The organism is Corynebacterium riegelii (genome assembly GCF_016728505.1).
GTDB lineage: Bacteria > Actinomycetota > Actinomycetes > Mycobacteriales > Mycobacteriaceae > Corynebacterium > Corynebacterium riegelii.
On record NZ_CP068159.1, the window covers coordinates 99,055 to 125,865 of the forward strand.

The 26,811-nt window shown below is 60.8% G+C and carries 29 protein-coding genes and 4 tRNA genes; 18 read left to right on the forward strand and 15 right to left on the reverse strand.

Annotation, left to right across the window (positions count from 1 at the left end):
- Positions 1-44: 44 nt before the first annotated feature.
- On the reverse strand, positions 45-2,018 hold the full coding sequence (locus I6I71_RS00485) for a cytochrome c oxidase assembly protein (RefSeq protein ID WP_201821453.1): 1,974 nt from the start codon (positions 2,016-2,018) through the stop codon (positions 45-47).
- A 91-nt stretch (positions 2,019-2,109) separates the two neighbouring features.
- Between I6I71_RS00485 and I6I71_RS00490 the strand changes: the two genes are divergently transcribed.
- A tRNA-Arg gene (locus I6I71_RS00490) sits at positions 2,110-2,183 on the forward strand.
- Between the two features lie 98 nt (positions 2,184-2,281).
- On the opposite strand, the gene I6I71_RS00495 is transcribed toward I6I71_RS00490, so the two are convergent.
- The gene (locus I6I71_RS00495) at positions 2,282-3,469 is read right to left on the reverse strand and encodes an IS481 family transposase (protein ID WP_201821455.1); all 1,188 of its coding nucleotides are present in this window, start codon (positions 3,467-3,469) and stop codon (positions 2,282-2,284) included.
- Positions 3,470-3,873: 404 nt separating this feature from the next.
- On the opposite strand from I6I71_RS00495, the gene I6I71_RS00500 reads away from it, so the two are divergent.
- From I6I71_RS00500 to I6I71_RS00550, 11 genes are all read left to right on the forward strand, one after another.
- A complete protein-coding gene (locus tag I6I71_RS00500; RefSeq protein ID WP_201821457.1) occupies positions 3,874-4,332 on the forward strand; it encodes a hypothetical protein in 459 nt (152 codons plus the stop codon).
- Complete coding sequence (locus I6I71_RS00505) at positions 4,329-4,655, forward strand: transcriptional regulator (RefSeq protein WP_201821459.1); 327 nt, start codon at positions 4,329-4,331, stop codon at positions 4,653-4,655. The genes I6I71_RS00500 and I6I71_RS00505 overlap by 4 nt, the downstream gene beginning before the upstream one ends.
- A gap of 11 nt (positions 4,656-4,666) precedes the next feature.
- The gene (gene cmrA / locus I6I71_RS00510) at positions 4,667-5,482 is read left to right on the forward strand and encodes a mycolate reductase (RefSeq protein ID WP_201821461.1); all 816 of its coding nucleotides are present in this window, start codon (positions 4,667-4,669) and stop codon (positions 5,480-5,482) included.
- On the forward strand, positions 5,475-6,107 hold the full coding sequence (orn, locus tag I6I71_RS00515; RefSeq protein WP_052203234.1) for an oligoribonuclease: 633 nt from the start codon (positions 5,475-5,477) through the stop codon (positions 6,105-6,107). The genes cmrA and orn overlap by 8 nt, the downstream gene beginning before the upstream one ends.
- Positions 6,104-7,114, forward strand: a complete 1,011-nt coding sequence (locus I6I71_RS00520; RefSeq protein WP_201821463.1) for a sugar-binding transcriptional regulator — start codon at positions 6,104-6,106, stop codon at positions 7,112-7,114. Before orn ends, I6I71_RS00520 begins: the two co-directional genes overlap by 4 nt.
- An 81-nt stretch (positions 7,115-7,195) precedes the next feature.
- Positions 7,196-7,927, forward strand: coding sequence for a purine-nucleoside phosphorylase (gene deoD / locus I6I71_RS00525; RefSeq protein ID WP_101734850.1), 732 nt, complete (start codon positions 7,196-7,198; stop codon positions 7,925-7,927).
- A 42-nt stretch (positions 7,928-7,969) separates the two neighbouring features.
- A complete protein-coding gene (locus I6I71_RS00530; protein ID WP_201821465.1) occupies positions 7,970-9,370 on the forward strand; it encodes an MFS transporter in 1,401 nt (466 codons plus the stop codon).
- Positions 9,371-9,409: 39 nt separating this feature from the next.
- Positions 9,410-10,066: a deoxyribose-phosphate aldolase gene (deoC, locus tag I6I71_RS00535; protein WP_201821468.1), complete on the forward strand. Its 657-nt coding sequence runs from the start codon at positions 9,410-9,412 to the stop codon at positions 10,064-10,066.
- Positions 10,067-10,069: 3 nt separating this feature from the next.
- Positions 10,070-11,785: a phospho-sugar mutase gene (locus I6I71_RS00540; protein ID WP_201821470.1), complete on the forward strand. Its 1,716-nt coding sequence runs from the start codon at positions 10,070-10,072 to the stop codon at positions 11,783-11,785.
- 168 nt (positions 11,786-11,953) lie between these two features.
- Positions 11,954-12,026, forward strand: a tRNA-His gene (locus I6I71_RS00545).
- 322 nt (positions 12,027-12,348) lie between these two features.
- Positions 12,349-13,209: a siderophore-interacting protein gene (locus tag I6I71_RS00550; protein ID WP_201821477.1), complete on the forward strand. Its 861-nt coding sequence runs from the start codon at positions 12,349-12,351 to the stop codon at positions 13,207-13,209.
- 8 nt (positions 13,210-13,217) lie between these two features.
- Here I6I71_RS00550 and I6I71_RS00555 read toward each other — a convergent pair whose 3' ends face one another.
- On the reverse strand, positions 13,218-14,378 hold the full coding sequence (locus I6I71_RS00555; RefSeq protein ID WP_236587332.1) for a L,D-transpeptidase: 1,161 nt from the start codon (positions 14,376-14,378) through the stop codon (positions 13,218-13,220).
- A 203-nt stretch (positions 14,379-14,581) separates the two neighbouring features.
- Here I6I71_RS00555 and I6I71_RS00560 point away from each other — a divergent pair.
- Positions 14,582-14,654: transfer RNA gene (locus tag I6I71_RS00560), tRNA-Lys, on the forward strand.
- 229 nt (positions 14,655-14,883) lie between these two features.
- Here I6I71_RS00560 and I6I71_RS00565 read toward each other — a convergent pair.
- On the reverse strand, positions 14,884-16,110 hold the full coding sequence (locus I6I71_RS00565) for an IS1249 family transposase (RefSeq protein ID WP_269090332.1): 1,227 nt from the start codon (positions 16,108-16,110) through the stop codon (positions 14,884-14,886).
- A gap of 150 nt (positions 16,111-16,260) precedes the next feature.
- Here I6I71_RS00565 and I6I71_RS00570 point away from each other — a divergent pair, with 150 nt between their 5' ends.
- Positions 16,261-16,797 (forward strand): isochorismatase family protein, encoded by a 537-nt coding sequence (locus I6I71_RS00570; protein ID WP_236587333.1) that lies wholly within the window; start codon positions 16,261-16,263, stop codon positions 16,795-16,797.
- On the opposite strand, the gene I6I71_RS00575 is transcribed toward I6I71_RS00570, so the two are convergent.
- Both I6I71_RS00575 and I6I71_RS00580 read right to left on the reverse strand, forming a co-directional pair.
- Positions 16,794-17,378: a DUF305 domain-containing protein gene (locus I6I71_RS00575; RefSeq protein WP_201821488.1), complete on the reverse strand. Its 585-nt coding sequence runs from the start codon at positions 17,376-17,378 to the stop codon at positions 16,794-16,796. The two genes, I6I71_RS00570 and I6I71_RS00575, sit on opposite strands and share 4 nt — an antisense overlap.
- Positions 17,379-17,389: 11 nt before the next feature.
- Positions 17,390-17,665 (reverse strand): DUF3618 domain-containing protein, encoded by a 276-nt coding sequence (locus I6I71_RS00580; RefSeq protein ID WP_052203222.1) that lies wholly within the window; start codon positions 17,663-17,665, stop codon positions 17,390-17,392.
- A gap of 72 nt (positions 17,666-17,737) precedes the next feature.
- On the opposite strand from I6I71_RS00580, the gene bcp reads away from it, so the two are divergent.
- Positions 17,738-18,208 (forward strand): thioredoxin-dependent thiol peroxidase, encoded by a 471-nt coding sequence (bcp, locus tag I6I71_RS00585; RefSeq protein ID WP_201821490.1) that lies wholly within the window; start codon positions 17,738-17,740, stop codon positions 18,206-18,208.
- Between the two features lie 7 nt (positions 18,209-18,215).
- On the opposite strand, the gene I6I71_RS00590 is transcribed toward bcp, so the two are convergent.
- Positions 18,216-18,300 (reverse strand) — tRNA-Leu (locus I6I71_RS00590).
- A gap of 66 nt (positions 18,301-18,366) precedes the next feature.
- Here I6I71_RS00590 and I6I71_RS00595 point away from each other — a divergent pair.
- Positions 18,367-18,804, forward strand: a complete 438-nt coding sequence (locus I6I71_RS00595) for a hypothetical protein (RefSeq protein WP_101734837.1) — start codon at positions 18,367-18,369, stop codon at positions 18,802-18,804.
- Positions 18,801-19,190, forward strand: coding sequence for a DUF3817 domain-containing protein (locus tag I6I71_RS00600; protein ID WP_201821492.1), 390 nt, complete (start codon positions 18,801-18,803; stop codon positions 19,188-19,190). Before I6I71_RS00595 ends, I6I71_RS00600 begins: the two co-directional genes overlap by 4 nt.
- Positions 19,191-19,576: 386 nt before the next feature.
- Here the strand turns inward: I6I71_RS00600 and rdgB are convergent, their stop codons facing one another.
- From rdgB to clpS, 8 genes are read right to left on the reverse strand one after another with little or no spacing between them, the layout of a single operon-like run.
- A complete protein-coding gene (gene rdgB / locus I6I71_RS00605) occupies positions 19,577-20,209 on the reverse strand; it encodes an RdgB/HAM1 family non-canonical purine NTP pyrophosphatase (RefSeq protein ID WP_201821500.1) in 633 nt (210 codons plus the stop codon).
- Positions 20,206-20,943, reverse strand: coding sequence for a ribonuclease PH (gene rph / locus I6I71_RS00610; protein WP_201821502.1), 738 nt, complete (start codon positions 20,941-20,943; stop codon positions 20,206-20,208). The genes rdgB and rph overlap by 4 nt, the downstream gene beginning before the upstream one ends.
- Positions 20,944-20,958: 15 nt before the next feature.
- Positions 20,959-21,732, reverse strand: a complete 774-nt coding sequence (locus I6I71_RS00615) for an MBL fold metallo-hydrolase (RefSeq protein ID WP_052203215.1) — start codon at positions 21,730-21,732, stop codon at positions 20,959-20,961.
- Positions 21,733-21,761: 29 nt separating this feature from the next.
- Positions 21,762-22,586: a glutamate racemase gene (gene murI, locus I6I71_RS00620; RefSeq protein ID WP_201821504.1), complete on the reverse strand. Its 825-nt coding sequence runs from the start codon at positions 22,584-22,586 to the stop codon at positions 21,762-21,764.
- The gene (locus I6I71_RS00625) at positions 22,587-23,426 is read right to left on the reverse strand and encodes a rhomboid family intramembrane serine protease (protein ID WP_414017439.1); all 840 of its coding nucleotides are present in this window, start codon (positions 23,424-23,426) and stop codon (positions 22,587-22,589) included.
- An 11-nt stretch (positions 23,427-23,437) separates the two neighbouring features.
- Complete coding sequence (locus tag I6I71_RS00630; protein ID WP_201821506.1) at positions 23,438-24,415, reverse strand: P1 family peptidase; 978 nt, start codon at positions 24,413-24,415, stop codon at positions 23,438-23,440.
- Positions 24,416-24,431: 16 nt separating this feature from the next.
- On the reverse strand, positions 24,432-24,971 hold the full coding sequence (locus I6I71_RS00635; protein WP_052203212.1) for a DUF2017 domain-containing protein: 540 nt from the start codon (positions 24,969-24,971) through the stop codon (positions 24,432-24,434).
- Positions 24,972-24,974: 3 nt separating this feature from the next.
- Entirely contained in the window at positions 24,975-25,313 is a 339-nt protein-coding gene (gene clpS / locus I6I71_RS00640; protein ID WP_101734831.1) for an ATP-dependent Clp protease adapter ClpS, read from the reverse strand.
- A 133-nt stretch (positions 25,314-25,446) separates the two neighbouring features.
- Between clpS and I6I71_RS00645 the strand changes: the two genes are divergently transcribed.
- A complete protein-coding gene (locus I6I71_RS00645; RefSeq protein WP_201821508.1) occupies positions 25,447-26,811 on the forward strand; it encodes a nicotinate phosphoribosyltransferase in 1,365 nt (454 codons plus the stop codon).

Consider the following 26,811-nt stretch of genomic DNA (forward strand, 5'->3'; position numbering starts at 1 on the left):
CGGAAGTTATCCACACTTAATGAAAACGCGCAGGTCAGAGCGTCTTACTGGCGGTTGTATTGCGCCAGCATCTCGTTGTAGCGGCGCCACTCCTCATCGTCGTCTTCCTCCGCGCGGCGATCCACCTCACGGGTTTCCTCACGGTCTTCAGCCAACCAGGCACGGAACAACACGCCGAAGACAATCACAAGCGGGAAGGAGCCAGACGCCCAACCGATGCCGCCGCCGGCCTTCTGATCCGCCAAGAGGTCCGGCTCCCACGGCAGCGCCAGCGAGCGGTAGAAATCCTCCGCCAGCACGGCGCTCAGCTGCATGAGGTAGATACCCATAAACAGGTGGATCGGCATGGACACCCACAGCCAGGCAAGGCGGACCTTGGCGCTGGGGCGGCCTGGGATCTCATCAGGGCCGATCAGCTCCCAGAAGTAGAAGTAGCCAGAGACCATAAACACGCCGTTCATAATCACGTGACCTGCGTGTTCCGAAATCATCAGCTCATACAGCGACGGGAACAGATACATCACGTAGAAGAAGGTGACAAACTGCCCCAAGCTCAGCGGCGGGAAGGTGACCACCTTCAAGAACTTGGAGTTTTGGAAACTTTCCGCCCACAGTCGCGGGTTGAATTCACCCTCCGGGTAGGCGCGGCGAATCAGAGTCAGCGGCGCGCCAAGCACCATAAATACGGGCACCACCATGGACAGGATCATGTGCACCGTCATGTGCGCGGAGTAGGACGCCGGCATGTGCAGACCCAGGCGCGAGGACAGCGTAATCACGATGGTCACGCAGCCCGCCAGCCACCACAGGGTGCGCGAAAGCTCCCAATTTTTCACGCGTCGCACCAGGTAGAGGTAGTACACCGCCAACAACAGAGCGATTGCGCTGTAGAGCAGCTCCGGGCGCCACAGGGTTAGCCAGTTGCCCACCGTCAGCGGCTCGTAGAGGTCATAGCCCATCTTCACCTGCATCACGCTGATGTTGAATACCTGCGGCGGGGGCGGCGGGGTGCGCCCAAGCGTTGCCGCCAAGCCGGTAATCAGGGCCATGAGCAGCACTTCCACGGCGGCAAGACGCCCAAACGCGCGCGGGTTGGTAGCAAGCGCCGGGATGGTCTCCTGCCGATGGACAAACCCCATCAGCCCCAGCACGAAAATGCCCACAAACTTGGCAATCAACACCCACCCGTAGTGGTACTGCGTGAGCTGCTCAGGTGAAAGGCGGATCAGCGCGTTGACCACGCCGGAGACCAGCATGACGATGAAGCTCACCAGCGCGATGGTGGAGTACCTGCGCACCGCCTGCTCCATGTTTGGCCCGAGCCTGCGCCCGTGCGCCACCAGCGCCATCAGCGCGCCGACCCACAGCAGCATCCCAACCAGGTGCCAGATAAAGGAGTTAGTGCCAAAGTCATGATTGCCGCCGGAGGCAGAGTGCCCGGTCAGGGCCAGCGGCATGATGGCCAGCACGGAGCCGAGAAACAGCGCCACCTGCGGCCACCAGGTGCGCGCCATGAACCCGCCGACAGCCACAACAGCGGCGATCGCGGCAACAATGAGCCACACCTTGGCTTCTTTGACCTGGTCAATTGCGGTTGACCACGCGCCGGGGCTAAACAGCACGTCTTTCAGGGGTTGTCCCGAAACATCGGAAAGCACCAGCGGAATCATGATCAGCCCGAGGGCCATCATGCTTATCGACGCCCACGCCCCCACCCTCGACGCCACCACCCCATCAACCGTCAACGGCGCCCCGTTGAGGTCTTTGCCCACCTGCTTCGGCGGGATCAGAAACGCGGAGAAGAGGAACGAGCCGCTGGCCAGCGCCGCCAGCATCCACGCCGCACCGCGTACCGCCGGGAGCCCGAACGTGGTTGGCCAGCCTGGGTCAGGAATACCCAACACCGCAAGCGATTCACCGGAGAACAACTGCCCCAGCGTTCCCGCAAGAATGCCCGCAAGAAGCACTGAGGTGAGATAGAACGGCCACGCCGCCTGCACAGACCGTTTTTCACGCATGCCAACAACCCTACGTTTCCAACGTTTTCAAGGCCTAACCGGCTCTTGGTGTTCTTTGTGTTTTGGCCTGCGTTACAATCCCTCGTGTACTGCCTCCATAGCTCAGTGGATTAGAGCAACCGGCTTCTACCCGGTGTGTCGCGGGTTCGAGTCCTGCTGGGGGCGCTTTTGTCCTCAGTCGCGACATAGTTGACAACTCAGTCGCGACATGGTGGACAAACCGGTGCCTCGGTTTTTATTTTTCTGAGGTGCCGGTTTTGTTTTTAGGTCAGTGGGGGTTGGCCTTTTCGCCAGTATGGTTTTTGGTAATTGCGGGATGTGTCGATGTAGTGCTCGGTGATGATTTCGCCGGTCTCTTTTAGCGATGTGGTGACGTGGTTGTCGGTGATGACCATCAGGATGTGCTTGCCGCCGTAGGCGCGTCCGATGCCTAGGTGGTAGAGCCTTCCGGCGTAGCGGATGGTGACCTTGCCGTTGACACCGACGATGTCGTTGCGGATGCGCCATTCGTCATTTGGGTTGTCCGTGGGTTGGGCTTTGGGGCCTGTGGTATAGGCCTGCTCGGGTGTGCGGCGTCCGAGTGCTCGATGGGGCCGCTGTGTGTTGTAGTACCCAGCGAATTCGTCGAGTTGTTGTTGTAGTTGGGTAATTGTTTCTGCTGGTGGTTGTGCTTTGATCCAGCGTTTGAGTGTCTGGTGGAATCGTTCGATCTTGCCTTGGGTTTGTGGGTGCCCGGGTCGGCCGTTTTTCTGTTGAATACGGTGATGGTTGAGGGTTTTCTCAAAGGCGTTGCGCCCTCCTTTCCGGCCTGCGAGTCGTGCTGTGAATACCAGCCCGTTGTCAGTGAGCGTGGATGCGGGTGGCCCATAGGTGTTGATGAGGCGTTGGAGCTGTTCTGCCACTGCAGTGCCTGTAAACGCGTGCTGAGCGGTGATTGACAGCAGGTAGCGGGAGTGGTCGTCGAGGAAGTCGAGGACTTCTACACGAGTGCCGTCGGCGAGGAAAAGGTGGGTGATGTCGGCTTGCCAGCATTCATTGGGCATTTCGGCTTCGAAGCGAATGTAGGAGCTTCGTGGCTTCTTTTGGGGTTGCGGAGTAACTAGGCCTGCGTTGGTGATAATGCGGCGGATAGTGGAGGTTGATGGCACGCGTAGGCCTTGTCGTTGTAGGTGAAAGGCGATGGTGTCTGGACCTGCGTCGAGTCCGGCTCTGGTGAGTTCTTTGCGCATTTCGATGATGTGTTTGCGCAGGTGTTCGGGTATCGCCTGGGGGTGGGTGTGTGGTGCGCGGGATTTCGGGGCGATTGCTTCAGGTCCGCCGGCGTCGAAGTCGGCCAGGATCTTGTAGACGCGTTGGCGCGAGATCCCGAATCGTTTGGCGACTTTGGCAGCTGGTTCACCTTGGTCTCGTACGGCTTTAACAATTGCGAGGTTGCGGTTGGGGCTGTTCATTTGTCAACGATGTCGCGACTGATCCCCGTCTGCCTTCGCGCCACGCGGTGGTTGGGGAGAGTGTCAACGATGTCGCAGCTGAGGTGTCAACCTTCACCCCAGGTAGTTTCCCCTGGCTAAGTGTCAATCATGTCGCGGCTGACCTGTCAACCATCAGGAAGGTTCTCCCAGTCACGCTGTGTCAACTATGTCGTGACTTCGGACACTGCTGGGGGCGCTTTTGCTGGGGGCGCTTTTTCGCCGGCCGTTCGCCGGCTGCTCGCCGCCTGTTCGCCGACAGAATCCACGTTTGCAGCTACCTACCTGCAGCTACCAGCAGAAATTTCGCTTGGTAGCCGGGTGTAGGTAGCTGCAAACAGTCCTCACGCTGGTGCGCTGCCCCTCCACGGCGTACACTTTCCACCATGGAAAGCTTGGAAACCGCACGAGATGCACAAGACGCCCGTGAGGCGCTACGTGCCGCCGAGGACGTGGAATCGCGCGCAACCGAAACAACCACATCACGGCCTTGGGCGTACATCATCCCAACTGGCGTGGTCATAGGCCTTGCGTTTGGCGCGGCACTGATGGAGCAAGTGCTCATCACATTCCTCCTCATCGCGGCCACCATCATCCTTGTTTGGGTCACGGAGACGCGTAGGAAACGCACGGTGCGCATTTCCTACAAGCAGGACATACGCCCGGACGAAGACACATGGAACTCGAAAACGTTCCTGACGTATATGGCTAGCTACACCATCATCTACGTCGGCTTCCAGTTCCTGCCGCTCGGAAACCTCGCAGTGGCAGCCGCCGCCGGAATCCTCATCGCGCTCGTCTTCATCGTGGCGGCTGGACTTACCTGGGGGCGAGTTCCTAAGTGAGCCAGCTCGACCCGACCATCCACCCCATTACGCGCCTGAAGATCTGCGCGGCACTTGCCGCAGCCGGCGCCACTGAGGAAAACATCCGCAAGGAGATGCGCTTTGCGCAGCTGCGCGACATCGTGGACACCACTGACGCAACGCTATCCAAGCAGCTCAGCGCACTTGAAGAGGACGGGTACGTCACCCGTTTCCGCGAGTACGGTTCCAGCCGCGCGAAAGACACCGTGTGGGTCACCCTGACCAACGCGGGTCTTGCCGCGTACCGCGGCCACATGGACGCGTTGCGTTCTATCGCCGGTGAAGATCACGTGAGTGGGTAGGGTTTAGGGTTATGAGTTTCCCGGAGGCGTCGAAAAGCAACTATGCCCTGATCACTGGTGCTAGCCAAGGCATCGGTGAGGCGATGGCCCGCAAGCTGGCCGCGGGTGGTTACAACCTGATTGTCGTGGCGCGGCGCGAAAACGTGCTGATGGCGCTGGCAGAGGAGCTGGCAAGCGCGCACGGCGTGCACGTGGAGGTGTTTGCGGCGGATCTGTCGAAGGAGCGCGACGTGACCGCGCTGATTGAGCACATCCAGAACCGTGAGATCGCCATTTGCGTTAATTCTGCGGGCATTGCCAGCTTCGGCCCGTTCATGCGCCAGGACTGGAACTACGAGGTAGACCAGTTCAACCTGAACGCCACGGCGGTGTTTCGCCTGACCAAGGCGGTGCTGGATCAGATGGTGCCGCGCGGTTCGGGTGCTTTGTGCAACGTGGGTTCCGCAGCCGGTAACTCCCCTATTCCGAACAACTCCACCTACGTCTTTACTAAGGCGGGTGTGAATACGTTTACGGAGTCGCTGCACTATGAGCTGAAGCCCACGGGTGTGCACTGCACGTTGCTTGCCCCAGGGCCGGTGCGCGCGGCGGAGATTCCGGAGGAGGAGCAGAGCTTTATTGACAAGCTTGTGCCCGATTTCCTGTGGACCACGTATGAGTCCTGCGCTGATGACACGTTGCGTGCGATGCGTCGTAATAAGCGTCGCGTAGTGCCGGGCCCGTTGTCGAAGGCGATGGATGTTGTGTCAACCTATGCCCCGCGCGGTTCGCTCTCGCCGCTTTTGGGTTCCTTCTACGCAAAGATGGGAGAAGAGCAGGATGCCTGAGCTTTTGCTTCGCGACGATCGCGTGGTCTGGGTCGACCTCGAAATGACCGGCCTTGACCCCTCCCGCCACGTGATTGTGGAGGTTGCCGCCCTGGTCACAGATGCCAACCTGAACATTTTGGATAGCGGCATTGACTTAGTCGTCCACGCCACTGAGGCGCAGCTTTCCCAGATGGATGACTTTGTGCGCAACATGCACTCCGAAAACGGCCTGCTGGATGAGATTCAGCGCTCCACCGTCTCCATCGAGGAAGCCGAAGAGGCGGTGCTGGAACTGATTGCGAAGCACTGCGACCCGAACCACCCGGCGCCGCTTGCGGGCAACTCCATTGCCACGGACCGCATGTTTATCCGTGAGCAAATGCCGCGGGTAGATGCCGCGTTGCACTACCGCATGATCGACGTTTCCACGATCAAGGAGCTCACGCGCCGCTGGTACCCGAAGACGTATCAGAACCAGCCTGATAAAGGCATGAGCCACCGTGCGCTGGCGGACATTGTGGAGTCCATCCAGGAGCTTGATTACTACCGACGCTGCGTGTTCACCCCCACCCCCGGCCCCGACGGCGACGCGGCCAAGGCTGCCGCGATTGATGCGCACGAAGCGTACAAGCCGTACCTATGACGGACTTTTCGGCCAGGGACCTTTCGGCCGCCGAGCAACGCGACCGCGATGCGCTTGACGCTGCGAAACTGTATTACCGCGCTGGCTTAAGCCAGGCGGAGGTGGCGGCGCAGATGGGTATTTCGCGCCCGACGGTGGCGAAGCTTCTGCAGCACGCGCGTGAGCGCGGATTTGTGGTCATTGAAATTGTGGACCCACAGGAGGCGGGCGCGCAGGTTGGCGATAGGCTGCGTGCGCTGTTTAATCTTGATGACGTTCGCGTGGTGCATCCTCCGCAGGCGCCGAGTGGGGCGGGCGATCATCCGTCGATAGTCGATGACCTTGGCATTGCCGGCGCCCGCTTCCTGGAAGAAGTGGTGGAAGACGGTATGTCTGTAGGCGTGTCTTGGGGCAAAACCATGCTGCATGTGGCCCGCAACCTGCGCCATACGCATACCCGCGCACGCCAGATTGTGCAGCTCAAAGGCGGGTCATCGCGCTCAAATTTATCTACGAACAACTTTGAGACGATGAATTTGTTCTGCGCCGCCTTCAACGCGCCGGCGCTTGCGCTGCCGCTGCCGGTGATCTTTGACCAGGTGGAAACCAAGCACATTGTGGAGCAAGATTCCCACATTGCTGATGTGCTGAACCAAGGCCGTGAGACGGACCTGGTGGCCTTTACGGTTGGCTCTGCCCGCAGGGAATCCCTGGTGATGAACCTGGGCTATCTTTCGGACGCCATGGTGGAGCAACTCGTCGGCGTGGCCGTTGGTGATGTGTGTTCGCGGTTTTACACCCACGATGGAGCCATCGCCGCACCTGACATTGACGCGCTGACCGTAGGCATCAGCGTGGAGGACCTGCGTGCGCGTCCGCGCCGCGTGCTCATCGCTGGTGGGACGTACAAGGCGGAGGCAATTGAGACTGCGCTGTGGATGGGATTGGCTACTGACCTGGTGATTGATGAGCACACCGCCCGGCGCGTGTTGGCACTGCACGAGCGCCGTAAACATTTGCAAAAATGACAATTGCCATATGTTCTGAGGGTTTTCTACAATAAGAGACGCAAGAACAGGTTCACTCTCAGGAAGGCGGACATCCGCACCATGGCAAACTCCAGCCAGATTCCAACCACCCAAACCGCTCACATCGTCCCCACCGGACCGATCGCCGAAACCATCCTGATGCCCGGCGACCCGCTGCGCGCAAAGTTCATCGCAGAGACCTATCTTGAGGACGCCGTCCAGTTCAACGCCGTACGCAACATGCTCGGCTACACCGGCACCTACAAGGGCCACGAGGTCTCCGTCATGGGTTCCGGCATGGGCGTGCCGTCCATCAGCCTGTATGCCTACGAGCTGATCCACTTCTTCGGCGTGAAGAAGCTGGTGCGCGTCGGCTCCTGCGGCGGCTTCCAGCCGGACCTGAAGCTCTTTGACATCATCGTCGCATCGTCTGCATCCACGGATTCGCGCTTCCTGGAGCAGTACAACCTGCCGGGTACCTACGCCCCGACGGCCTCCTGGAAGCTACTTTCTGCCACCGCCGAGGAGGCGAAAAAGCAGAACGTGGATATTCACGTGGGCAACATCTTGTCCTCTGACATCTTCTACAACTTCCAAGATGACGTGAATGACCGCTGGACCCGCATGGGCGTGCTCGGCGTTGAGATGGAATCCGCTGGCCTCTACGCCACCGCGGCTGAGGCTGGTGTGGACGCACTGGGCATCTTCACCGTCTCTGACGTCATCGGCTCTGGCGAGAAGGCCACCGCCGAGCAGCGCGAGAGCGCCTTCACTCAGATGATGGAGCTGGCGCTGCCGCTGGCTGCCGTCTAAGCACACCCACCAAGAAATTCCTGACACAGAAAGTCCGAAGCGATGACAACACAGGCCGCACAGGCGGGCCCAAACTCGGGCCCAAACTCAGGCACTGAAACGAAACTCAGCCCGAAGCACGCCGTGCCCATCATTTTGTTCACGTTCGTTTTCTCACTGATCATTGATAACGGCTTCAAGTTCATGACTGACCCGATGGGTGAGGCGCTTGGCTTGTCGCTCAATGAGGTCAGCCTGCAAGCCTCCCTGGCCGGTGTGATCATCGGCATCGGCGCCGTGGTCTACGCGGCGCTGGCAGATGTAGTCAGCATTCGCAAGCTGCTACTCGTGGGCATTGTGCTCACCCTGATCGGTTCTTTGATTGGTTACTTTGGCCAGAGCTCCTGGCCGCTGGTCCTAACCGGCCGCATCATCCAAACCACCGGCCTGGCAGCTGCGGAAACGCTCTACGTTATCTACGTAACCAAGCACCTTGCGCCGAAGGATCAGAAGACCTACCTGGGCTTTTCCACCGCAGCTTTCCAGGCAGCAACCCTGTTCGGCGCGCTGACCTCCGGATACATTGCAACCCAGGTCTCCTGGACCGCAATGTTCCTCGTGCCGCTGGTGCTCGTGCTGGCCATCCCGGTGATTTTGAAAACCGTGCCGGAGGAGGCATCGCTGGAATCCGGCCACGTGGACTGGATCGGCCTCGGCCTGATCGCTGTGCTGGCCACCTCCGCCATCATGTTCATGCAGGCGTTTAACTGGTGGTGGCTGCTGCCGTGCATTGCCGCTGTGGTGCTGTTTGTCATGTACGTGAAGAACGGCAAGCGTCCGCTGGTCAACCCGGAGTTCTTCCAGAACCGCCCGTACGTCACCGCCATCATCCTGGTATTCATTGTCTATTCGGTGCAGCTTGGGTACCTGGTGCTGTTTCCGGCAATGGCAAAGCAGGTCCACGGCCTGACCGCTGATACCGCTTCGTACTTGCTTATCCCGGGCTACACCGCCGCCATTTTGGTTGGTGTGTTCTCTGGCCAGATTGGCAAGTTCCTGCCCACCCGCCCGGCGATCTTCACCGCGCTTTCCTCCATTGTTGTCGCCCTGCTTATTGTGGCGTTCTTCATGCAGGCCGGCCCGTGGGTATTCGTGGTGTCGTCCCTGCTGTTCGCCAGCGGTTTCGCACTGCTCTACGCCCCGCTGGTGGCAACCGCTATTGGCAACATCCCGCCGGCGAAATCCGGTATTGCCATTGGTTTCTACAACCTGACCATCAACCTGGCCGTGCCGCTTGGCATTGCGTACAGCGCAAAGTTGGCAGACCTGAACCTTCCTGCGCCGGGCTTCCTGGCGGATAACGCTGGCACATACCCGATGGTCATGCTGATCTTGGCTGCCATCGCCGTTGCCGGCACGCTGCTCTACGCCGCAATGACGGCACGCATGAAACAGCCAGCCTAAGAACCCAGACATCACTCATACCTTGAAGGAGAACAACCCATGACTTCACTTACTCGCTCAGATGTCGCACAGATGGTTGACCACACGTTGCTCAAGCCGGAGGCCACCCACGCCGACGTGGAGAAGCTGATTGCAGACGCCACCCGGCTGGGCACCTTCTCCGTCTGCGTGTCGCCGTCCATGCTTCCAATCCAGACGCCAGACAACCTCAAGGTAGCCGTGGTCTGCGGCTTCCCCTCGGGTGCAGTACCCACTGAGGCCAAGGCTGCTGAGGCCGCGTGGTGTGTGAACAACGGCGCGGATGAGGTGGACATGGTAATCAACATCGGTGCTGCCAAGGAAGGCAACTGGGACGCCGTGCGCGAGGACATCGCCGCGGTGAAGAAGGCCTGCGGTGACGTGCTGCTGAAAGTGATCATTGAGTCCGCGGTGCTTACAGACGAAGAGATCGTCAAAGCCTGCGAAGCCTCCGTTGCTGCTGGCGCGGAGTTTGTGAAGACGTCTACCGGATTCCACCCGGCGGGCGGCGCTTCGGTGCACGCGGTTGAGTTGATGCGTCGGACCGTCGGCAAGCAACTTGGCGTTAAGGCCTCCGGTGGTATCCGTGATGCCGAAACCGCCCGCGCCATGATCGAGGCCGGCGCGTCACGCCTGGGCCTTTCCGGCACTGAGGCTGTGCTGGACGGTTGGGAGTAGGCCATGCTGCGCGAAGATTTACGCGAGCAAGCACAAACCTGGCTGGCCCACGACCCTGACCCGGAGACCCGCGCGGCGCTCCAAGAGGCACTGGACACAAACGACGAGGAGGCGCTTGCACGCGCGTTCGCCGGACCCCTGGAGTTTGGCACCGCAGGGCTGCGCGGCCCGATCGGGTTCGGCGAGTCCGCCATGAACCAGGCCGTTGTCATGCGCGCCACCGCCGGGCTCATGGCCTGGCTGAACAAGCAGGTGGACACCCCGCGTGTGGTGATTGGTTGCGACGCCCGCCACGGCTCCACCAAGTTCGCCAAAGCCGCAGCCCAGGTTGTCGCCGGTGCTGGTGGCGACGCGATGCTGCTGCCGCTTGGTGAGCCGACCCCGCTGACCTCATTTAGCGTGCGCCACCTCGACGCTGACGCCGGCATCATGGTCACCGCCTCCCACAACCCGAAGTGGGACAACGGCTACAAGGTCTACCTCGGCGGCCGCGTCGCCACAGGTGATGCCGCCGGCGTGCAGATCATCGCCCCCGCGGACAAGGAGATCGCAGCCGAGATTGCGAAAGTTCCCGGGGCCACAGAGCTTTTGCTTGCCGACGCCCACGTCAACCCCGACCCCCGCTCCACCTACATCGAAACCGCCAAGGCGCTTGGCAAACCCGCCGCGGACATCACCATCGTCTTAACCCCCATGCATGGCGTGGGCGGACAGTTGGCGAAGGACGCACTGGGGGCGGCGGGGTTTGGGGACGTGGTGGGCGTCGATAAGCAATGGGCTCCTGACCCGGAGTTTCCAACGGTGGCCTTCCCCAACCCGGAGGAAGACGGGGCGCTCGACTTGGCCGTGGCGAAGGCGAACGAGGTGGGTGCGGACCTGATCATCGCACTCGACCCGGACGCGGACCGTTGTGCGTTGGCGGTCCCGGCGCGCGACACAGCGTCTGCTGGCACCTCGATCGGCGGCGGCTGGGTGAAGCTTTCCGGCGACGAAACTGGAGCCCTGCTCGGCGAGTACAAGGCCTCGCACGCCTCTGGCGGCGCGACGGCCTGCTCGATCGTATCCGGGCGGATGCTGGGCCAGATTGCCAAAGCGCACGGCCTGAAGCACGCCACCACACTCACCGGGTTCAAGTGGATCGGACGCACGCCGGAGCTGGTCTACGGCTATGAGGAAGCCATCGGCCACTGTGTGGACCCCGCCCACGTGCGCGACAAAGACGGCATTAGCGCCGCCATCGTCGCCGCAACCGTGGTTTCTGCACTGAAGGCCCGCGGCGTGAGCGTGCTTGAGCACTTCGACGAGCTCGCCCGCACCTACGGCCTCTACCGCACGCAGCCGTTGACGTTCCGCGTGGAGGACCTGTCCCTGATCAGCGAGGCCATGCAGCGACTGCGCGCTTCGCAGCCGAGCGAGCTCGCCGGTGCGGCGGTGACGGAGTACGTCGATTTGCGTGACGGCTACGGCACCACCCCCGGCACCGACGGCATCCTGATCCGCACCGAGGCCGACGACCGCGTGATCATCCGCCCAAGCGGCACCGAACCGAAGCTGAAGTGCTACCTGGAGGTGGTCATGGACGTTGATGGTGCTGGTTCTGGTTCTGGCGCTGGTACCGGTGCTGGTTCTGGTGCCGGTGCTGGCGCTGTGGACTGGGCGGCTGCCGATGCGCGCCTTGCCGCGCTTTCGGACGCCACCCGCACGTTGTGTGGCATGTAGCCCACTTGCGCGCAAAGACCGCGAAGTCCGTGAAGACCGCGAAGACCGCGAAGGCACTGCCTCTGCGTTAGTGCGACTGGCCTGCGGTTTTTGTTTCCCAGGGCAGTCGTACTAAGGTAGGCAGAGCTGTTTGCAATTAGCGTTTATTGCTAGAGCATGACAGCGATGGTGGCTGTAGTTCAGCTGGTAGAGCACCAGGTTGTGATCCTGGGTGTCGCGGGTTCGAGCCCCGTCAGCCACCCCTAGCGCCGGCGCTCACCTTCGGGTGGGTGCCGGTTTTCGTTTCGTGCAGCGGCAGCACCGAGCACCGAGGGCACCGAGTCTGGTAGCGGCTCGCCCCAAAACACGTTTGCAGCTACCTACCTGCAGCTACCAGCGGAAATTTCGCTTGGTAGCCGGGTGTAGGTAGCTGCAAACTCTCCGCCATCCACCGCCGCCCCACTAGGCGGCTGGCCAACACCCCAAACAGCGCCACGAATATACGTTAGCCTTACCTAACCCACAAACGTGTACGATGTCCTCGATAGACATACCCCTACAAGAACTCGAGGACAGTGATCACCATGGCCGAGCAGGCAAATACCACGGTGCCAAGGCGCAGAGTCCGCAAGGCAAACGAAGCGACGGTGACTGGCCGCCGCCAGCTTTCCCCAGACCTGGTTCGTCTAAGCATGAACTCCCCTGCCCTGGTGGGCCGAGAGTTGGAATTTACAGACCACTACATCAAACTGCTGTTCGTGCCGGAAGGCGCCGACTATTCATGGCCGTTTGATGCCGAGAAGGTCCGTGAGGAGCAGCCTCGCAACAAGCAGCCCGTCACCCGCACGTACACCCTGATCAACCTGGATCCGGCCACCGGTAACTTCGATGTCGACTTTGTCACGCACGGCGACGCCGGCCTGGCCGGACCATGGGCGCGCATAGCTGAGGTTGGCGAGACGTTTGGCTTCTTCGGCCCGGGCGGCGCGTGGGCTCCCACGGCTGACTACGAGCACTTCATCTTCGCCGGCGACGAGTCCGCAGCACCAGCCATCGGCGCCGGCCTGAAGCACCTGCCGGAAGGCGCGACGGCATCCGCCTACATCGAGATCGAAGCCGATGACCGCACGTTCGAACTGCCCACCCGCGAAGGTGTGGACATCCACTGGGTGACCCGCAACGGCGCGACCCACGGCACGGAGCTCTCCCGCGTTGTTCGCCAAGCCGGTGTGCCCGAAGGAAAGAAAACCGGGTGGTTTATCCACGGTGTCGCGGAAATGATTAAGGAGATGCGCCGTTTCCTTTTCGTCGAGTCAGAAATTCCACGCCAAGACGTGTCCATCTCCGGCTACTGGCGTATCGGCATGACGGAAGACCAGTGGCAGGCCTCCAAGGGCGAGTTCAACGCGCAGATTGAAGCCGAAGAGGAAAGCGCCAAGGCCTAACCCAAGGCCTAAGCGTTGGGGTCTTCTGAGCCGCCGGAGCGCTGTTCCCAGCGGAAGTTCCAGTACCCGAGGCCGTCGTAAGGCGAAAGGTCCCCTCCCAGCGCATTCTTCACAATGACGGGATCGCCGCGGCGGACGGTCTCTTGGAACCAGCGGGCGTTCTCCGGCGACGCGTTGATGCAGCCGTGGGACACGTTGGTGTTGCCCCACGCCCAGGCCGCCCACGGCGCGGAGTGGACGTAGATGCCGGAGTAGGACATCTGGGTCGCCCAGTCCACCGGCGTAACGTAGCCGCCTTGGTCCAGGCCGAGGCCGTAGGTGCGGGAGTCCATGACGAGGCTCTCGTGCTCGTCGCCAATCACGTAGGTGCCATTGGGAGTGTCGTAGGAACCGTCGCGGCCTAAGGCGATGGGGAATGATTTCAGCACCTCGCCATTGCGGGTGACAGTCAGGGTCTTGGTGGCGTTGTCAATGACGGTCTCCACGGCATCACCGATGGTGAAGCTGATATTGATGTCGCTGGAACCCCAGGTGCCGCCACCAAAATCGCGCCCGTAGAACTCGGCCGCAACGTCTACTTCGGTGCCGGGCTCCCAGTATTCCTTCGGACGCCAGCGCAGCTCATAAGGGTCGAGCCAGAAGAAGCCGCCTTCGGTGTCGTTGGAGGTCTGAATAGTAATTGCGTCTTCCACCGCCTTGGTGTCCGTGATTGGCACGCTGAAGCGGAAACTCACGGCCTGCGCTACACCAACGGTTGATCCGTCGAGGGGCCCCACAGCTGCCGTGGCTTGCCTGTCCGGGACGATGGTGCTGAACGTGGCGGTTGACGTCTTGCCGTCCACGTTTTTCGCGGTCAACGTGTATGTGCGCCCGTAGCCCATCGGCTCATCGGTGGTCCATTCGGTCTTGTCCGCATTGAATTTGGAGTCAATTTCCCGGCCCTGTTCGTTGGTCATGCTGACCTCGAGCAGTTTGCTTGCCGACGCCACCGTTACCCCATCCCACGGCTCCACCCCCGTCGCACCGTCTTTGACGGAAATGCGTGGCGGTTTAGCCGCGGCAGTGGTAGCTGCTGCGGCACCGGTGGTCAGCGAAGTATCTGCGTCAGCGCCTTGGCTTGTGCCGGGTTCCCCAATGGTGCAAGCAGTGAGTGTGATTCCACACAGCATTAGGCCTGCTAGCCTCGCCGCAATTGCCCTGCTTCGCATTTCGCCGCCCTTCAAGCCCTTCAAACCCAAGCACCATTTGTTGTACCCATGACACGATAGCGTCAAACAGACAAAAAGTTTAAACTCGCAACACCAACACAAAAACCGTCTCTGACCAGGCGATTTCACACATAATAAACACGCTGCTATAGTCATATCCCGTTGCGCCATTAGCTCAATTGGCAGAGCAACTGACTCTTAATCAGTGGGTTCGGGGTTCGATTCCCTGATGGCGCACAAGGGCAAAGCCCCTAGCTTTTGCACAAAGGCTAGGGGCTTTTCGCTACGCTGTCCACATGACTCGTGCATTAGTAATTGTGGACGTTCAAAATGACTTCTGCCCCGGCGGCTCGCTTGCCAGGGTTAAGCGACAAAATGTGTGCTTTTCTCGGCGTGTCGATTTAAGTGACAAAATGTGTGCTTTTCGGGGGTTGGAATGGGCCGGGCCCGGGGTGCTGTGCTGGGGTTATGAGCGTCCTGCCCAGCCGTGTCGGATGGCCCAGGAGGGGTTGAAGTCGGTGTCGATGCCGGTGTCGTAGACTTTCGGCCGGCCGTCGGGTGAGTTGGCTTGGTCGCGTTCACGCATGTGTGCCTGGCGGGCGTGTGCGTAGCCTTTGCGGCCGAAGTCTTGCTCGATTGCTAGCGCCAGCGGGTCATCGTGGTGTTGGGTGTGCAGGTAGAGCCACCAGTCCATGATGATTCGTTGATGTTCGTCAAATGCGCCGCGGTGGGCTCGGGCAAGGTGTTTCAGCTGTGCGTTCACGCCGCCTTCCAGGCTGTTTGTGGTGGTCTTCAGCTCGGTTGTGGTGCGGTGTGGTGGGTTGAGCCAGACGAAGAGGTGGCCTTGTTGGTAGAGACGCTCGAACCGGCGGTAGGCTCTGCGGGCTCTGGGGTGGGTGTACCACCATTGCTGGTTGTCGCGGATGCGTTTTGGGATCTCTTCTGGGGCGACTTGGTTGCGGTAGGTGCGGTCTTTGAGCCAGTCACCGTAGAGGTCATGGAAGCGGTTGAGGCGAAGTACCCAGGTAATTGCCTGGTCACGGGTGGTGATGTGGGTTAGCTGGTTGCCGAGGCGAAGGAGTGCTTTGTGCGCGGTGATTGTTGGTTGGCGTGTGGTGTCTTTGATGGTGTCGCGGCGTACGTGGACGAGGCAGCGTTGGATGGAGGCGTTTGGCCAGCATTGTTTGATGGCCTTGTTTGCGCCACCGGAGCCGTCTGTGGTCACGACTAGGGGTTCGGCGATCAGGTCGAAGAGTTTGGCGTAGTCGTAGGCGGTTTCTCGTGTGCACCAGTGCCAGGCAACGACGTGTTCGCTGGTTGCAGCGACAAGCAGGCATTTTTTGTGGAAGTAGGTGCCGTCAATAAACAGCTGGTCGTAGACGCGGTACGGGTCTGGTTTGCATGGGACGATGATGAACCAGAAGTAGGTGAACCAGCGGATCAATGTGCGCCTGGAGACGTTGTGTGCAGCAGCCACAGCGTCGAGGGGACGCTGGCCGGTGATCCAGTCGATGAAGATGGCAAACCGATATGCGCTGGTCTTAGCCGTGTTCGGGTTGGTGAAGGTGTGCCCGCAGTGTGTACAGCGCCATCGCTGTTTTCCGCTGGAGGTGGTGCCCATTTTCGTGGCGGTGTGCTCGCATGCCGGGCATAGGGGCCTGTTGTGTTTTCTCTTCCTGTGTTGAGTTGGCATGCAGCTGGTTTAACAGCTTGCTGTCGTAGCACATCCAACGCCTGAAGTGGTGGACCTTCCGGTCTATGGTCGGGAATCCCGATTCAACGAGCACTCTCCCGCCGTAGGCCCAGGCAGGCCCGGGAATCCATATCCAAAAAAGCACACATTTTGTCGCTTAACCCGCTTGCCACCGAGAAGGGCGACCAGGTAGCTGCGGGGATCGCGGAGCTTGTAGCGAACGCGAACAACGATGAGTATTCCCACATCCTTGCCACCCAGGATTGGCACATTGATCCGGGCTCACACTTTTCCGAGAACCCGGACTTTGTAGATACCTGGCCGGTCCACTGCGTCGCAGATTCAGAAGGGGCCGCGCTTCGTGCGCCGCTGGACGCGCACAGAGACAAGATTGACGCTTTCTTCCGCAAGGGGGCGTTTACGGCCGCCTATTCGGGCTTTGAGGGCCGTGTAGGCGATGTTGAGGCTGGCGCCCTACTCGCGGACTATTTGCGCGCTGAGGGCATTGACACCATCGACGTGGTTGGCATCGCCACCGATCACTGCGTTCGCGCCACGGTCCTGGACGGGCTGAAGGAAGGTTTCACCGTGCGGGTGCTGCCGGAGCTTTGCTCGCCTGTCGACGCCGCACGTGGCCAAGCCGCACTCACCGAGATGCAAGTGGCCGGCGCGGAAATCGTGGACTAACCGGCAGCTTGCAGCTGCTCCATCTCGCGCATCTCAGCGGTTTGCACCGCAATCATCTCTTTCGCCATCTTCTTCAGGGGGGCGTATCCGCCGTTGTCCACTTCGCCCTGCGTCATCGCGATGACCTCGGCATGGTGGTGGTGCATCATCTCAAGAAACGCTGCTCGAAGCTCATCGCCGGAAAGGTTGCGGAACGCTTCAAGCTGCGAGGGTATGAACATGCCGTTGGCAATGTGGTGGGAGTGAAGCTCCATGTCGTCTTCGATCCCCCACTCGTCGGCCCACGCGAGCATCTGCTCGTTCTCCCGCTCCTGGCCTTCCTTAATACGCTGCGCGAGGTCACGAACAGCCGGGTCTTCCACATCGGAGGCGAGCAACACATCGGACATTTCGATGGCCTGATCGTGGTGCGGGACCATCATGCCAATAAAGTGCACGTCAACGTCGTTCGGGGTGCCATCGCCGCCAGCGTCGCTGCGGAATCGGGGAGCAACAAACAACGCCGCCAGTACAAGCAGTGCGATTGCCAGGATGGCGATGACTGCGGTGTACGGGCGGCGCGGAGAATGGTTTTTGGTCATACCTGTTGATCTTAGCGTTGAGCCAACAGGCGCTGCAGCTCCTTGAGCTCGTTCTTGCGCTTGCGGCTGTTGAAGAACTTAATGCTCAGCAACGCGGCAACACCCACTGCGATGCCACCGATAACCTTCTGCACAGTCTCATCCTGCAGAAGGTTCTTCGCCTGGCCCTTTGCGTTGTCTGCAAGCGCAGAGGGGTTTGCGCGATCTGCCAACTCATCCAAAGTGCTGGCGAGCTGGGTGCGAGTACGAGCAAGCTCGCGCTCAATGTCGTTGATGTCACGTGCCACGGGTAGAACTCCAATCAAAACTTCTCAGTACTGCGAACCACACTAATAGAAAAACGTGTAAAACGGAGAGGCATGACTGAGCAGATTCGACTTGAAGCGGGCGACACCGCCCCAGCATTCACCCTGACCAATGACCGTGGCGAGGAAGTCTCGCTGGCTGATTACGCAGGAAAGCGCGTCATCGTCTACTTCTACCCCCGCGCCAACACTCCCGGCTGCACCACCGAGGCCTGCGATTTTACCAATGAGTGGTCCACCTTTGCGGATGCTGACGTGGCCGTTGTGGGCATCTCCCCCGACAAGCCGGAAGCACTGGCAAAGTTCCGCGCTGATCACGATCTGAAGGTGGAGCTGCTCTCCGACCCGTCGAAGGACGTGCTTCGCGCATGGGGCGCGTTTGGTGAGAAGAACAACTACGGCAAGATCGTCGAAGGTGTGATTCGCTCCACGTTCCTAGTTAACGACGGCAAAATCGAACAGTCCCAGTACAACGTCCGCGCCGCCGGCCACGTTGGCCGCATCCTGCGCGACTGGGGTATCTAGCCATAAGTGGTGCGCCCGGAGAGACTTGAACTCTCACGCCCTAAGGCACTGGAACCTAAATCCAGCGCGTCTGCCAATTCCGCCACGGGCGCATGCGTTAGACACTCTACACTGCTTGACCATTTTGCCCCGCACCGCACGGGGGTAAGGTGTGGGATATGAATGAACAACCAGAGCAACCGCGTCAACGTGTGCGCGTACGCGCCTGGCACATTCTCCTCCTGATCGCCGCGGTGATAACCACCATCTTGCTGGCCAACTGGCAGTGGCAGCGCTACCAATCCGGCACCGGCACCTTCCAGAACCTGGGATACGCCCTGCAGTGGCCGTTCTTCGGGGCGTTCTTTGTCTACGCGTATCGCACCGGAATCCGGATGGAGAACGAAAAGATCGACGCCATCAACGCTGGCAAAGCAATGGAAGACATGTATGAGGCCGATGTTGCCAAATACGGCGCAGACTCCTCCGCCGCTGGCCCAAAGGCGATTGATGAGTCCTTCTTGCCCGAACGCCCACACCTCGACATAGACGAGTACAACGAGTTGTTAACGCCACAGCGTCGACACCAACCAGACCCAGAGAAAGGCAATTCATGACGGAGCCCATTCAGGAGCCCACCCAGGAGTCTCTCCAGCAGCCCGCACAGCCTCGCATTCACCCGGAGCGTCAACGCCGCGTGCGCACTGCGCTGAACCTGTTTTCGGCAGCGGCTTGGCTCACCGGTGTGCTGCTGCTCTTGTTGGTGCTGCGCATGATCCTGGAGTACGGCTTCCACATGGATGTTGCAGCCCTGGCGTGGGTGGCACGCGTGCACGGTCTTGCGTACGTGCTGTTTTTGATGACGTCGCTAAACCTGGGCACCACCGCCCGCTGGCCAGCGGCAACCTGGGTGGTTACCGCCATTTCTGGCGTGGTGCCGTTCTTGTCGTTTGTGGTGGAAGCGAAGCGTCGTAAAGAAGTGAAGCAGACCTTCCAGCTTTAAGACGCAATACCGCAACGCCCGCCCCGCGAAACTGTGGGAGCGGGCGTTTTTCACTTCCGCATTCAGTCTTACGTACGGCCGGCCTTACGTACGGACAGCCTTATGTCCTGCGCGGCTTCCCCCTCCCCAGCGCGTCTTCCCCACTGCCGGAATGACCGGCCGGCGAACAGCGTCCAAACGCAGATATGCAGGGGAAGATATGCAGGTCTGCAGGTCACGGGATTTTTTCATTAAGGGGGCGCTTATTGAAAAAACGCTCTGACCATTGCTCCTGCATATCTTCCCCTGCATATTTGTTGAAAGCGGCCAGCCGGGCGCGGCGGACACGGCGAGCACGGCCAGTCGGCGCGGCGGTCGCGGCGGCGGGGACCAGCGCTAGGCCAGCCCTAGAGCAACGCCGCAATATGCGGTGCAAGCAGCCGCAACGCCTGCCCCCTGTGGGAGCGGGCGTTTTTCTCTTCCGCGGTCAGCTCTGCGGAGGAACGGCCGTCGGCGTCGTTAGGTGCAAACAGCGGGTCGTAGCCAAAGCCGTTCTCGCCACGCGGGGTGTACAGCAGCTGGCCCTCCCAGCGCCCTTCAGCGGTGAACTCCCGCAGCTCTTCGGCAGCACCGGCAGCAGCACCGGCACCAGAACCCGGCACCACCAGCGCACAGCAGGACACAAACGCCGCGGCACGCTGCTCGATGTCCTCCATCTGGGCGAGCAGGAGGCGGTTGTTCGCTTCATCATCGCCATGCGCACCCGACCAGCGCGCAGACAACACCCCCGGCATGCCACCCAGGGCATCCACGCTCAGACCGGAATCGTCCGCCACGCACGCATACCCTGTGGCACGTGCGCCCGCCCGGGCCTTGATCAAGGCATTCTCGGCGAAGGTGAGGCCGGTTTCGCGTGGTTCGGGGTAGGCGGTGACGTCAGCAAGCGAAAGAAGCTCCACACCACGAATATCCAGATCTTGAAGCACCTGGTCTAACTCGCGGAGCTTCTTCGCGTTCCCGGAGGCTACGAGCAGCTTCACAGGCCAAGCGCCTCTCGCTGCGCGCGGATCAGCTCGTTACAGCCCTTTTCTGCCACATCCAGCATCTGGTTGAGCTCGTCGCGGCCGAACAGGCCGTGTTCGCCGGTGCCCTGGATCTCCACGAAGTTGCCGCCTTCCTGCATCACCACATTCAGGTCAACCTCCGCGCGGGAGTCCTCGACGTAGGGGAGGTCGAGGCAGACGTGGCCGTCGATAATCCCGGCGCTGACTGCCGCAATCGGGGCCAGAAGCGGCTCGCCCGGAACCACCCCACGCTCTTTCAGCACGTTGATCGCATCCGCCAACGCCACATACGCGCCGGTAATGGATGCGGTGCGGGTACCACCGTCAGCCTGCAGCACGTCACAGTCAATCTGGATGGTGTTCTCCCCCAGCTGGCTCAGATCCACCGCAGCGCGCAGCGAACGTCCCACCAGACGGGAAATCTCGTGCGTGCGGCCCTTGACCTTGCCACGCATGGACTCACGCGGCATACGCTCATGCGTCGCGGCCGGCAGCATGGAGTACTCCGCAGTCAGCCACCCCTCGCCAGAATCCTTCTTAAAACGCGGCACGCCCTCTTCCACAGAAGCCGTACACATCACGCGAGTGTTACCAAACTCCACGAGCACGCTGCCCGCCGGGTTGGAGGTAAAACCGCGGGTGATGCGAACCGGACGCATTTCATCAAACGCGCGGCCATCCACGCGCGTAAACAAAGCTGGATCAGTCATGCGACCCAGCCTAACTCACACGGTGAATTCCGCCCCCGCCTCACCAAGCACAATCGGACCATCAAACTGCGTGCGAGCAGCCTCCAGGGTGGCCTGCTTATCACTCCACGGCTGGATGTGCACCAACACCAGCTTCTTCACCCCGGCTTCACGCGCAATGCGGCCGGCTTCCTCACCGGACAAGTGCATGCCCTCCGGCTGTCCCTCAGCCGAAGGCCCCCAGGCAGCCTCACACAAAAACAGGTCCGCACCCTGAGCTGCTTTGACTAGCGACGCCGTATAGCCGCTATCCCCCGAATACGTCAGCACTGCACCCGTGGCGTTGTCTTGGACACGCAACGCATGCGACTCTTCAGCGGGATGCTCCACCGCAAACGGCGTAATAGTCACGCCTTCGAATGTGACGGCTTGGTGCTCCTGCCACACACCAACATCAAACGTATCCGTGATGTCAGTTGGTTTATCCGGCCCATCAGCACCCAGTTGGCCAATAAAATCCGCGGTAAAACTCGGCCCATACATCCGGTTCTTCCCCACCGCCGGGCGCTCCGGGTGGTAACGACGCCACACCAACAACGACGCCGTGTCCGAGCAATGATCCGCATGCAAGTGAGAAAACGTCACGTGCGCTGCCGACGGATCAAAGCCCAGGTTACGAAGCCCAGCAAGCGCACCCGGCCCCAAATCCATCACGACGTCCGGGTTGCCCTCAGTGGACACCACGTACGAAGATCCGGGATTGCCCGGCGCGCCCAAGCTTCCAGAGCAACCGATGATGGTCAACTTCATGGATGACACTGTACTAGGTACGCATGACTTCAGCGCTGCACGGCATGAATACGCGGGCCCAAAATACGTTCCGCAAGTTGGTCGAATTTCTCCGGATCGCCGGTGGACTCAAACACGCGAGTCGGTGCGGCAGCGCGGCCTGCTCCCGTGCCGGCTTCGGCGAGCATGTCCTGCTCAGTCAGCACACGCAGCACGTCCTTGGAGGTTTCCTCGGCAGAGCTGACTAGCGTCACGCCGTCTCCAATAGCCAGCTGAATCACGCCAGACAGCAACGGGTAGTGCGTACACCCAAGCACAAGGGTGTCCACGCCGGCTGCCTGCAGCGGCTCAAGGTAGCCCTGCGCCACCCCAAGGATCTGGCGGCCGGAGGTGATGCCGCGCTCCACAAACTCCACAAACGCCGGGCACGCCGCGGCGGTGACCTCCACAGAGGGGTTAAGTGCAAACAGGTCCTGGTACACCCCGGAGGTGATCGTGGCCTGGGTACCAATCACACCGACCCTGCCGTTGCGGGTTGTGGCCATGGCGCGGCGCACCGCCGGCTGGATCACTTCGACGACGGGAACGTTGTAGCGCTCCCGCGCGTCATGCAGAAAGGCGGCCGTGGCCGTGTTGCAGGCGATCACCAGCATCTTGCAGCCGCGTTCTACAAGCTCGTCGCTGATGCGCTGGGCGTGCGCGCGTACATCTGCAAGCGGCTGCGGGCCGTACGGGGCGTGCGCGGTATCGCCGATGTAGATCATGGACTCATGCGGCAGCTGATCCATCACCGCGCGCGCAACGGTGAGTCCGCCAACGCCGGAGTCAAAGATCCCTATCGGGGCTTGCGCATCCACAGCATCCACTTGATTCACCTAACGCCTCTGGTTGCCAAACGGGTTCTGCTGAGACAACTGCTTCTCCAGTTGCTTGCGCTGGCGCTTCATCACCAGTGCTGGCGGGTCATCAGAGGTGATGATCATCGCAGCAACTGCACCACCAATCGCACCGAACAGGTGCGCCTGCCAGCTCACGCCCGGGTTGCCGGGGAACATACCCCACACCAAACCGGAGTACAGAAAACCAAGGGTGACGCCCAATACAATCTGCTGGCCGGAACGGTTAAAGAAGCCGCGCACAATCAGGTACGCCAGCCAGCCGTAGACAAGGCCGGATGCACCGACGTGGTTGGTGCCAATGCCGCCAAACAGCCACGTCCCAAGCCCACCGATAATCACCACAAAAGCTGTGACCTCCCAGAACACACGCTTGCCGGAGTAGCCCACAAGGTACGCGAAAATCGCACCCGGCACGGTGTTGCCCAAAATGTGGTCCAGACTGCCGTGCAGCAGCGGGGAGGTGAAGATAAACGGCAGTGACGGCACGTCCAACGGGTGAATACCCATGTAGAGCAAGTTTCCGCCGAAGACGATCGAGTTGATGATAAACACCACCCAGATGGACAGCACGTATAGCGCCGCAAAGCGCAGGCCTGTGCGGCGTTGCGCCCTGCGTTTGCTCTTCGGCTGGCCGAACTGTGGCCCAGGCTGGCCAGGCTGGCCGGGCTGCCCAGGCAGTCCAGGTTGGCCCTGGTAGAAGGCAGGCATCTGAGTTTCTGGGTGGCTAAACGGCCGCTGGAACGGTTTGCCGTAGCCGGGCTGGCCGGTGGGTCCGTAGCCCCAGCCGGGCGGGGTGTGGTGCTGGTTGTGATTCATCGTGGGCCAGCTTAGCTGGCTACCTCACGCCACGCCCGCACCCCATAGGCAGGCTCTGCGTGCATCACCGCATTCACAATTGCGGTTTCCACACACGTCGCGGCAGCTTCACCAAGAGCCATATGCTTCTCGACGTCCAATGCAGCGCCCACTCCAGCCCCCACACCATCGCCACCCACGGACACCGCAAACAACGTGTCTCCGTCTAGGGGTGAATGCGCCGGTCGCACGGCACGCGCGATGCCGTCATGGCCGGTCATGGCCAGCCGCTTCAGGTGCGCTTTGTCCAACGGCGCGTCTGTGGCAATCACCCCGATGGTGGTGTTGAGCTTCGGCGTTGGGCGCTTGAGCGCTGCAAACGCCTCGGTGTCCACGGCTGGTTTGGACGGGTCGCCGTAGAACAACCCGGTGTTCGGATCAATCACAGACCCAACCGGGTTGGCCACGATGAACGCGGCCACGGTGTACTCCCCAACTTTTTGCTGCGCAACACCGAAGCCGCCGCGCAGCACACCTGCGGTTGCGCCGCAGCCCGCACCCACGCTGCCGGAAACCCAGCCGCGGGCCAAGTCATCGTGCTGACTGTCTAGCGCAGCGCGCACAGCCGCCGCACCATCAGCAGCCACGGGGCGGTGCGCGGGATCGCCCACCACCAGATCAAAAATCACCGCCGCCGGCACGATAGGCACCACAGGTCCGTTGGGTACCTCATCACCAAACACCCGAAAACCCCGCCCGTGCTTTTCTAACTCCCCCATCGCCCCATCGGCAGCCGCCAGACCAAACGCAGAGCCGCCGCACAACAAAATCGCGCCGACCTTCTCCACCGTGTTGTACGGCTCCAACAGGTCAGTCTCACGCGTCCCCGGGCCACCGCCCCGGACGTCTACAGCCGCGCGCATACCCTCTGGATCCACGGGGACAATCGCTGTCACACCCGTATCGCCTAAGGATTGGTGGCCGATGGAAAGGGGCAACGAGACGTCCATAAGCAACAAGCCCTACCTAGTCCAACATGGCTTCCAGCAAGGAGTCCTGGCACACCGCCAACCAGTCCATCAGCAACTGGCGGTTCTCCTGGGCGCGCTCCGTGCCCGACGTATCCTCAGACACGTACAAACGCAGGTCATTGAGCGCAGCAACGAAACGTGGGGCGTCCTCCTGATCAATGGTCACCTCAACCCCACCAGTGGGGCCAAGTACCTCATTGACCACCTGCAGGTTCTCAAGCTTCGACTTAATAATGTCGTTCTCGTGCAGGCTGCGAAGCAGGCCGTTATCCCCGTCGAACTCCTGGTCCGCCTCCAACTCAAAGTCCGGCAGCAAACGCGCCAAACGTGGATCCTCCGGTGCTTCCGTATGGCCTGTGGAGACACCCATCATCTCCGCAAACTCATCCTTTGGGGCCGACTGGGCGCGCCCAATCAACGCCTCAGCAACCGTAGCCGTCAGGTTGCCAATCAACTCACGCTCAAGCGGGTCAAAACGGGTGGTGAACTTCACGCCAGAGCGCAACAACCCTTTCTTCCTACGCCATGCTTCCATGATCTACCCCGCCTGCTGCATGGTTGCCCACAAACCGTGCGTGTGCAGCTTCTTCACGTCGGTTTCTACCTTGTCCTTCTCGCCCGAAGACACCACGGCCTTGCCCTCGGTGTGTACCTGCATCATCAACTCGGTGGCACGCTTGCGGTCATAGCCCAACACGGTTTGGAACACGTAGGCCACGTAACTCATCAAATTCACCGGGTCATCCCAGACGATGCACATCCACGGCAGGTTCTCGCTCGTGGTCACCTCAACCTCAATCGCCTCATCAAGCTCGGGCGAAGCGAGCGGGGAGGATGCACGCACCGACTTCGGGTTCGTCGCATTGGAGTGTGTCATGGGTTTCATGGCTCCACAGCGTACCCGAGCGGTCACACAAACAGCGCCGCATGACCACTGCAAGGCCACCGTATGACCACCGCATGACCGCCGTGTGCTCGCTGTGTGCCTGCCGAGGGTAGCCTTGAATACCATGACCGAACAGACGCCGCAGCGTGTAAGCGATTACCGTAGCTCCACGTGCAATGAATCCACTGCGTTTCTTACAGACATGTATGAGCTGACCATGCTCGACGCCGCGCTGCAGGACGGCACCGCCTTCCGCCAGTGTGCGTTTGAGGTGTTCACCAGGCGCCTGCCAGCGGAGCGTCGCTACGGAGTGGTCGCTGGCACCGCGCGTGTGATCGACGCGATCACAAGCTTCCGTTTCACAGAAGAGCAGATCGCCTCTGCACCTTTCCTTTCGGACGAAGCGAAGCAGTACCTGCGCGATTACACCTTCACCGGCGATATTGATGGCTACCGTGAGGGCGATCTGTACTTCCCCTACTCCCCCATCCTGACGGTGCGCGGCACGTTCGCCGAGTGCGTCATTTTGGAAACCGTCATCTTGTCCATCTTCAACTCGGACTCTGCTGTTGCGTCTGCTGCTTCGCGCATGGTGTCTGCGGCGGACGGGAAGCCGATTATTGAGATGGGTTCGCGTCGCACCCACGAATTGGCTGCAGTCAGCGCGGCACGTGCAACCTACATCGCTGGCTTTGACGCAACGTCCAATATGGAGGCCTCCCACCGCTATGGCATCCCGGCCTCCGGCACGGCTGCCCACGCGTGGACGCTGCTGCACGTGGATGAAAACGGCCAGCCGGACGAAAAGGCAGCGTTCAAGGCACAAATTGACGCCGCCGGTGTGGATACCACGCTGCTTGTAGATACCTTCGACATCACCAAGGGCGTGGAACATGCCCTTGAAGTGGCGGGGACCAACTTGGGTGCGGTGCGTATTGACTCAGGCGATCTGGGCATCGTGTCACGCCGCGTACGCAAGCAGCTGGATGAGGCAGGCGCGTTTAACACCCGCATCATCGTCTCATCTGATCTGGATGAGTTCACCATTGCTGGGCTTCGTAGTGACCCGGTTGATGGCTTTGGCGTTGGCACGTCTGTAGTCACCGGCTCCGGCGCACCGACTGCTGGCCTGGTGTACAAGTTGGTGGAGGTTGAAGGCCACGCTGTGGCAAAGCGCTCCTCCGGCAAACGCACCTACGGCGGCGCGAAGATTGCGCTGCGTGCCTACCGTGCGTCTGGCGTTGCTGTCGGCGAGGTGATTCTGCCTTTGGGTTCAGACGTTGAGCGCAAGCCCAACCTGGACTACCAGGAGCTGACGGTGCCAATGATTCGCGGCGGCAAGGTTGTAGACGCAGACTTTGATCTGGAATCCGCACGTTCCCTGCACGCCCAGGCTCGTACGACCCTGCCGTGGGAAGGCCTGGCCCTTTCGCGCGGTGAGGCCGCGATCCCGACCAAGTTTGTCGGTTTCCCGGAGCCGGCCGAGTAA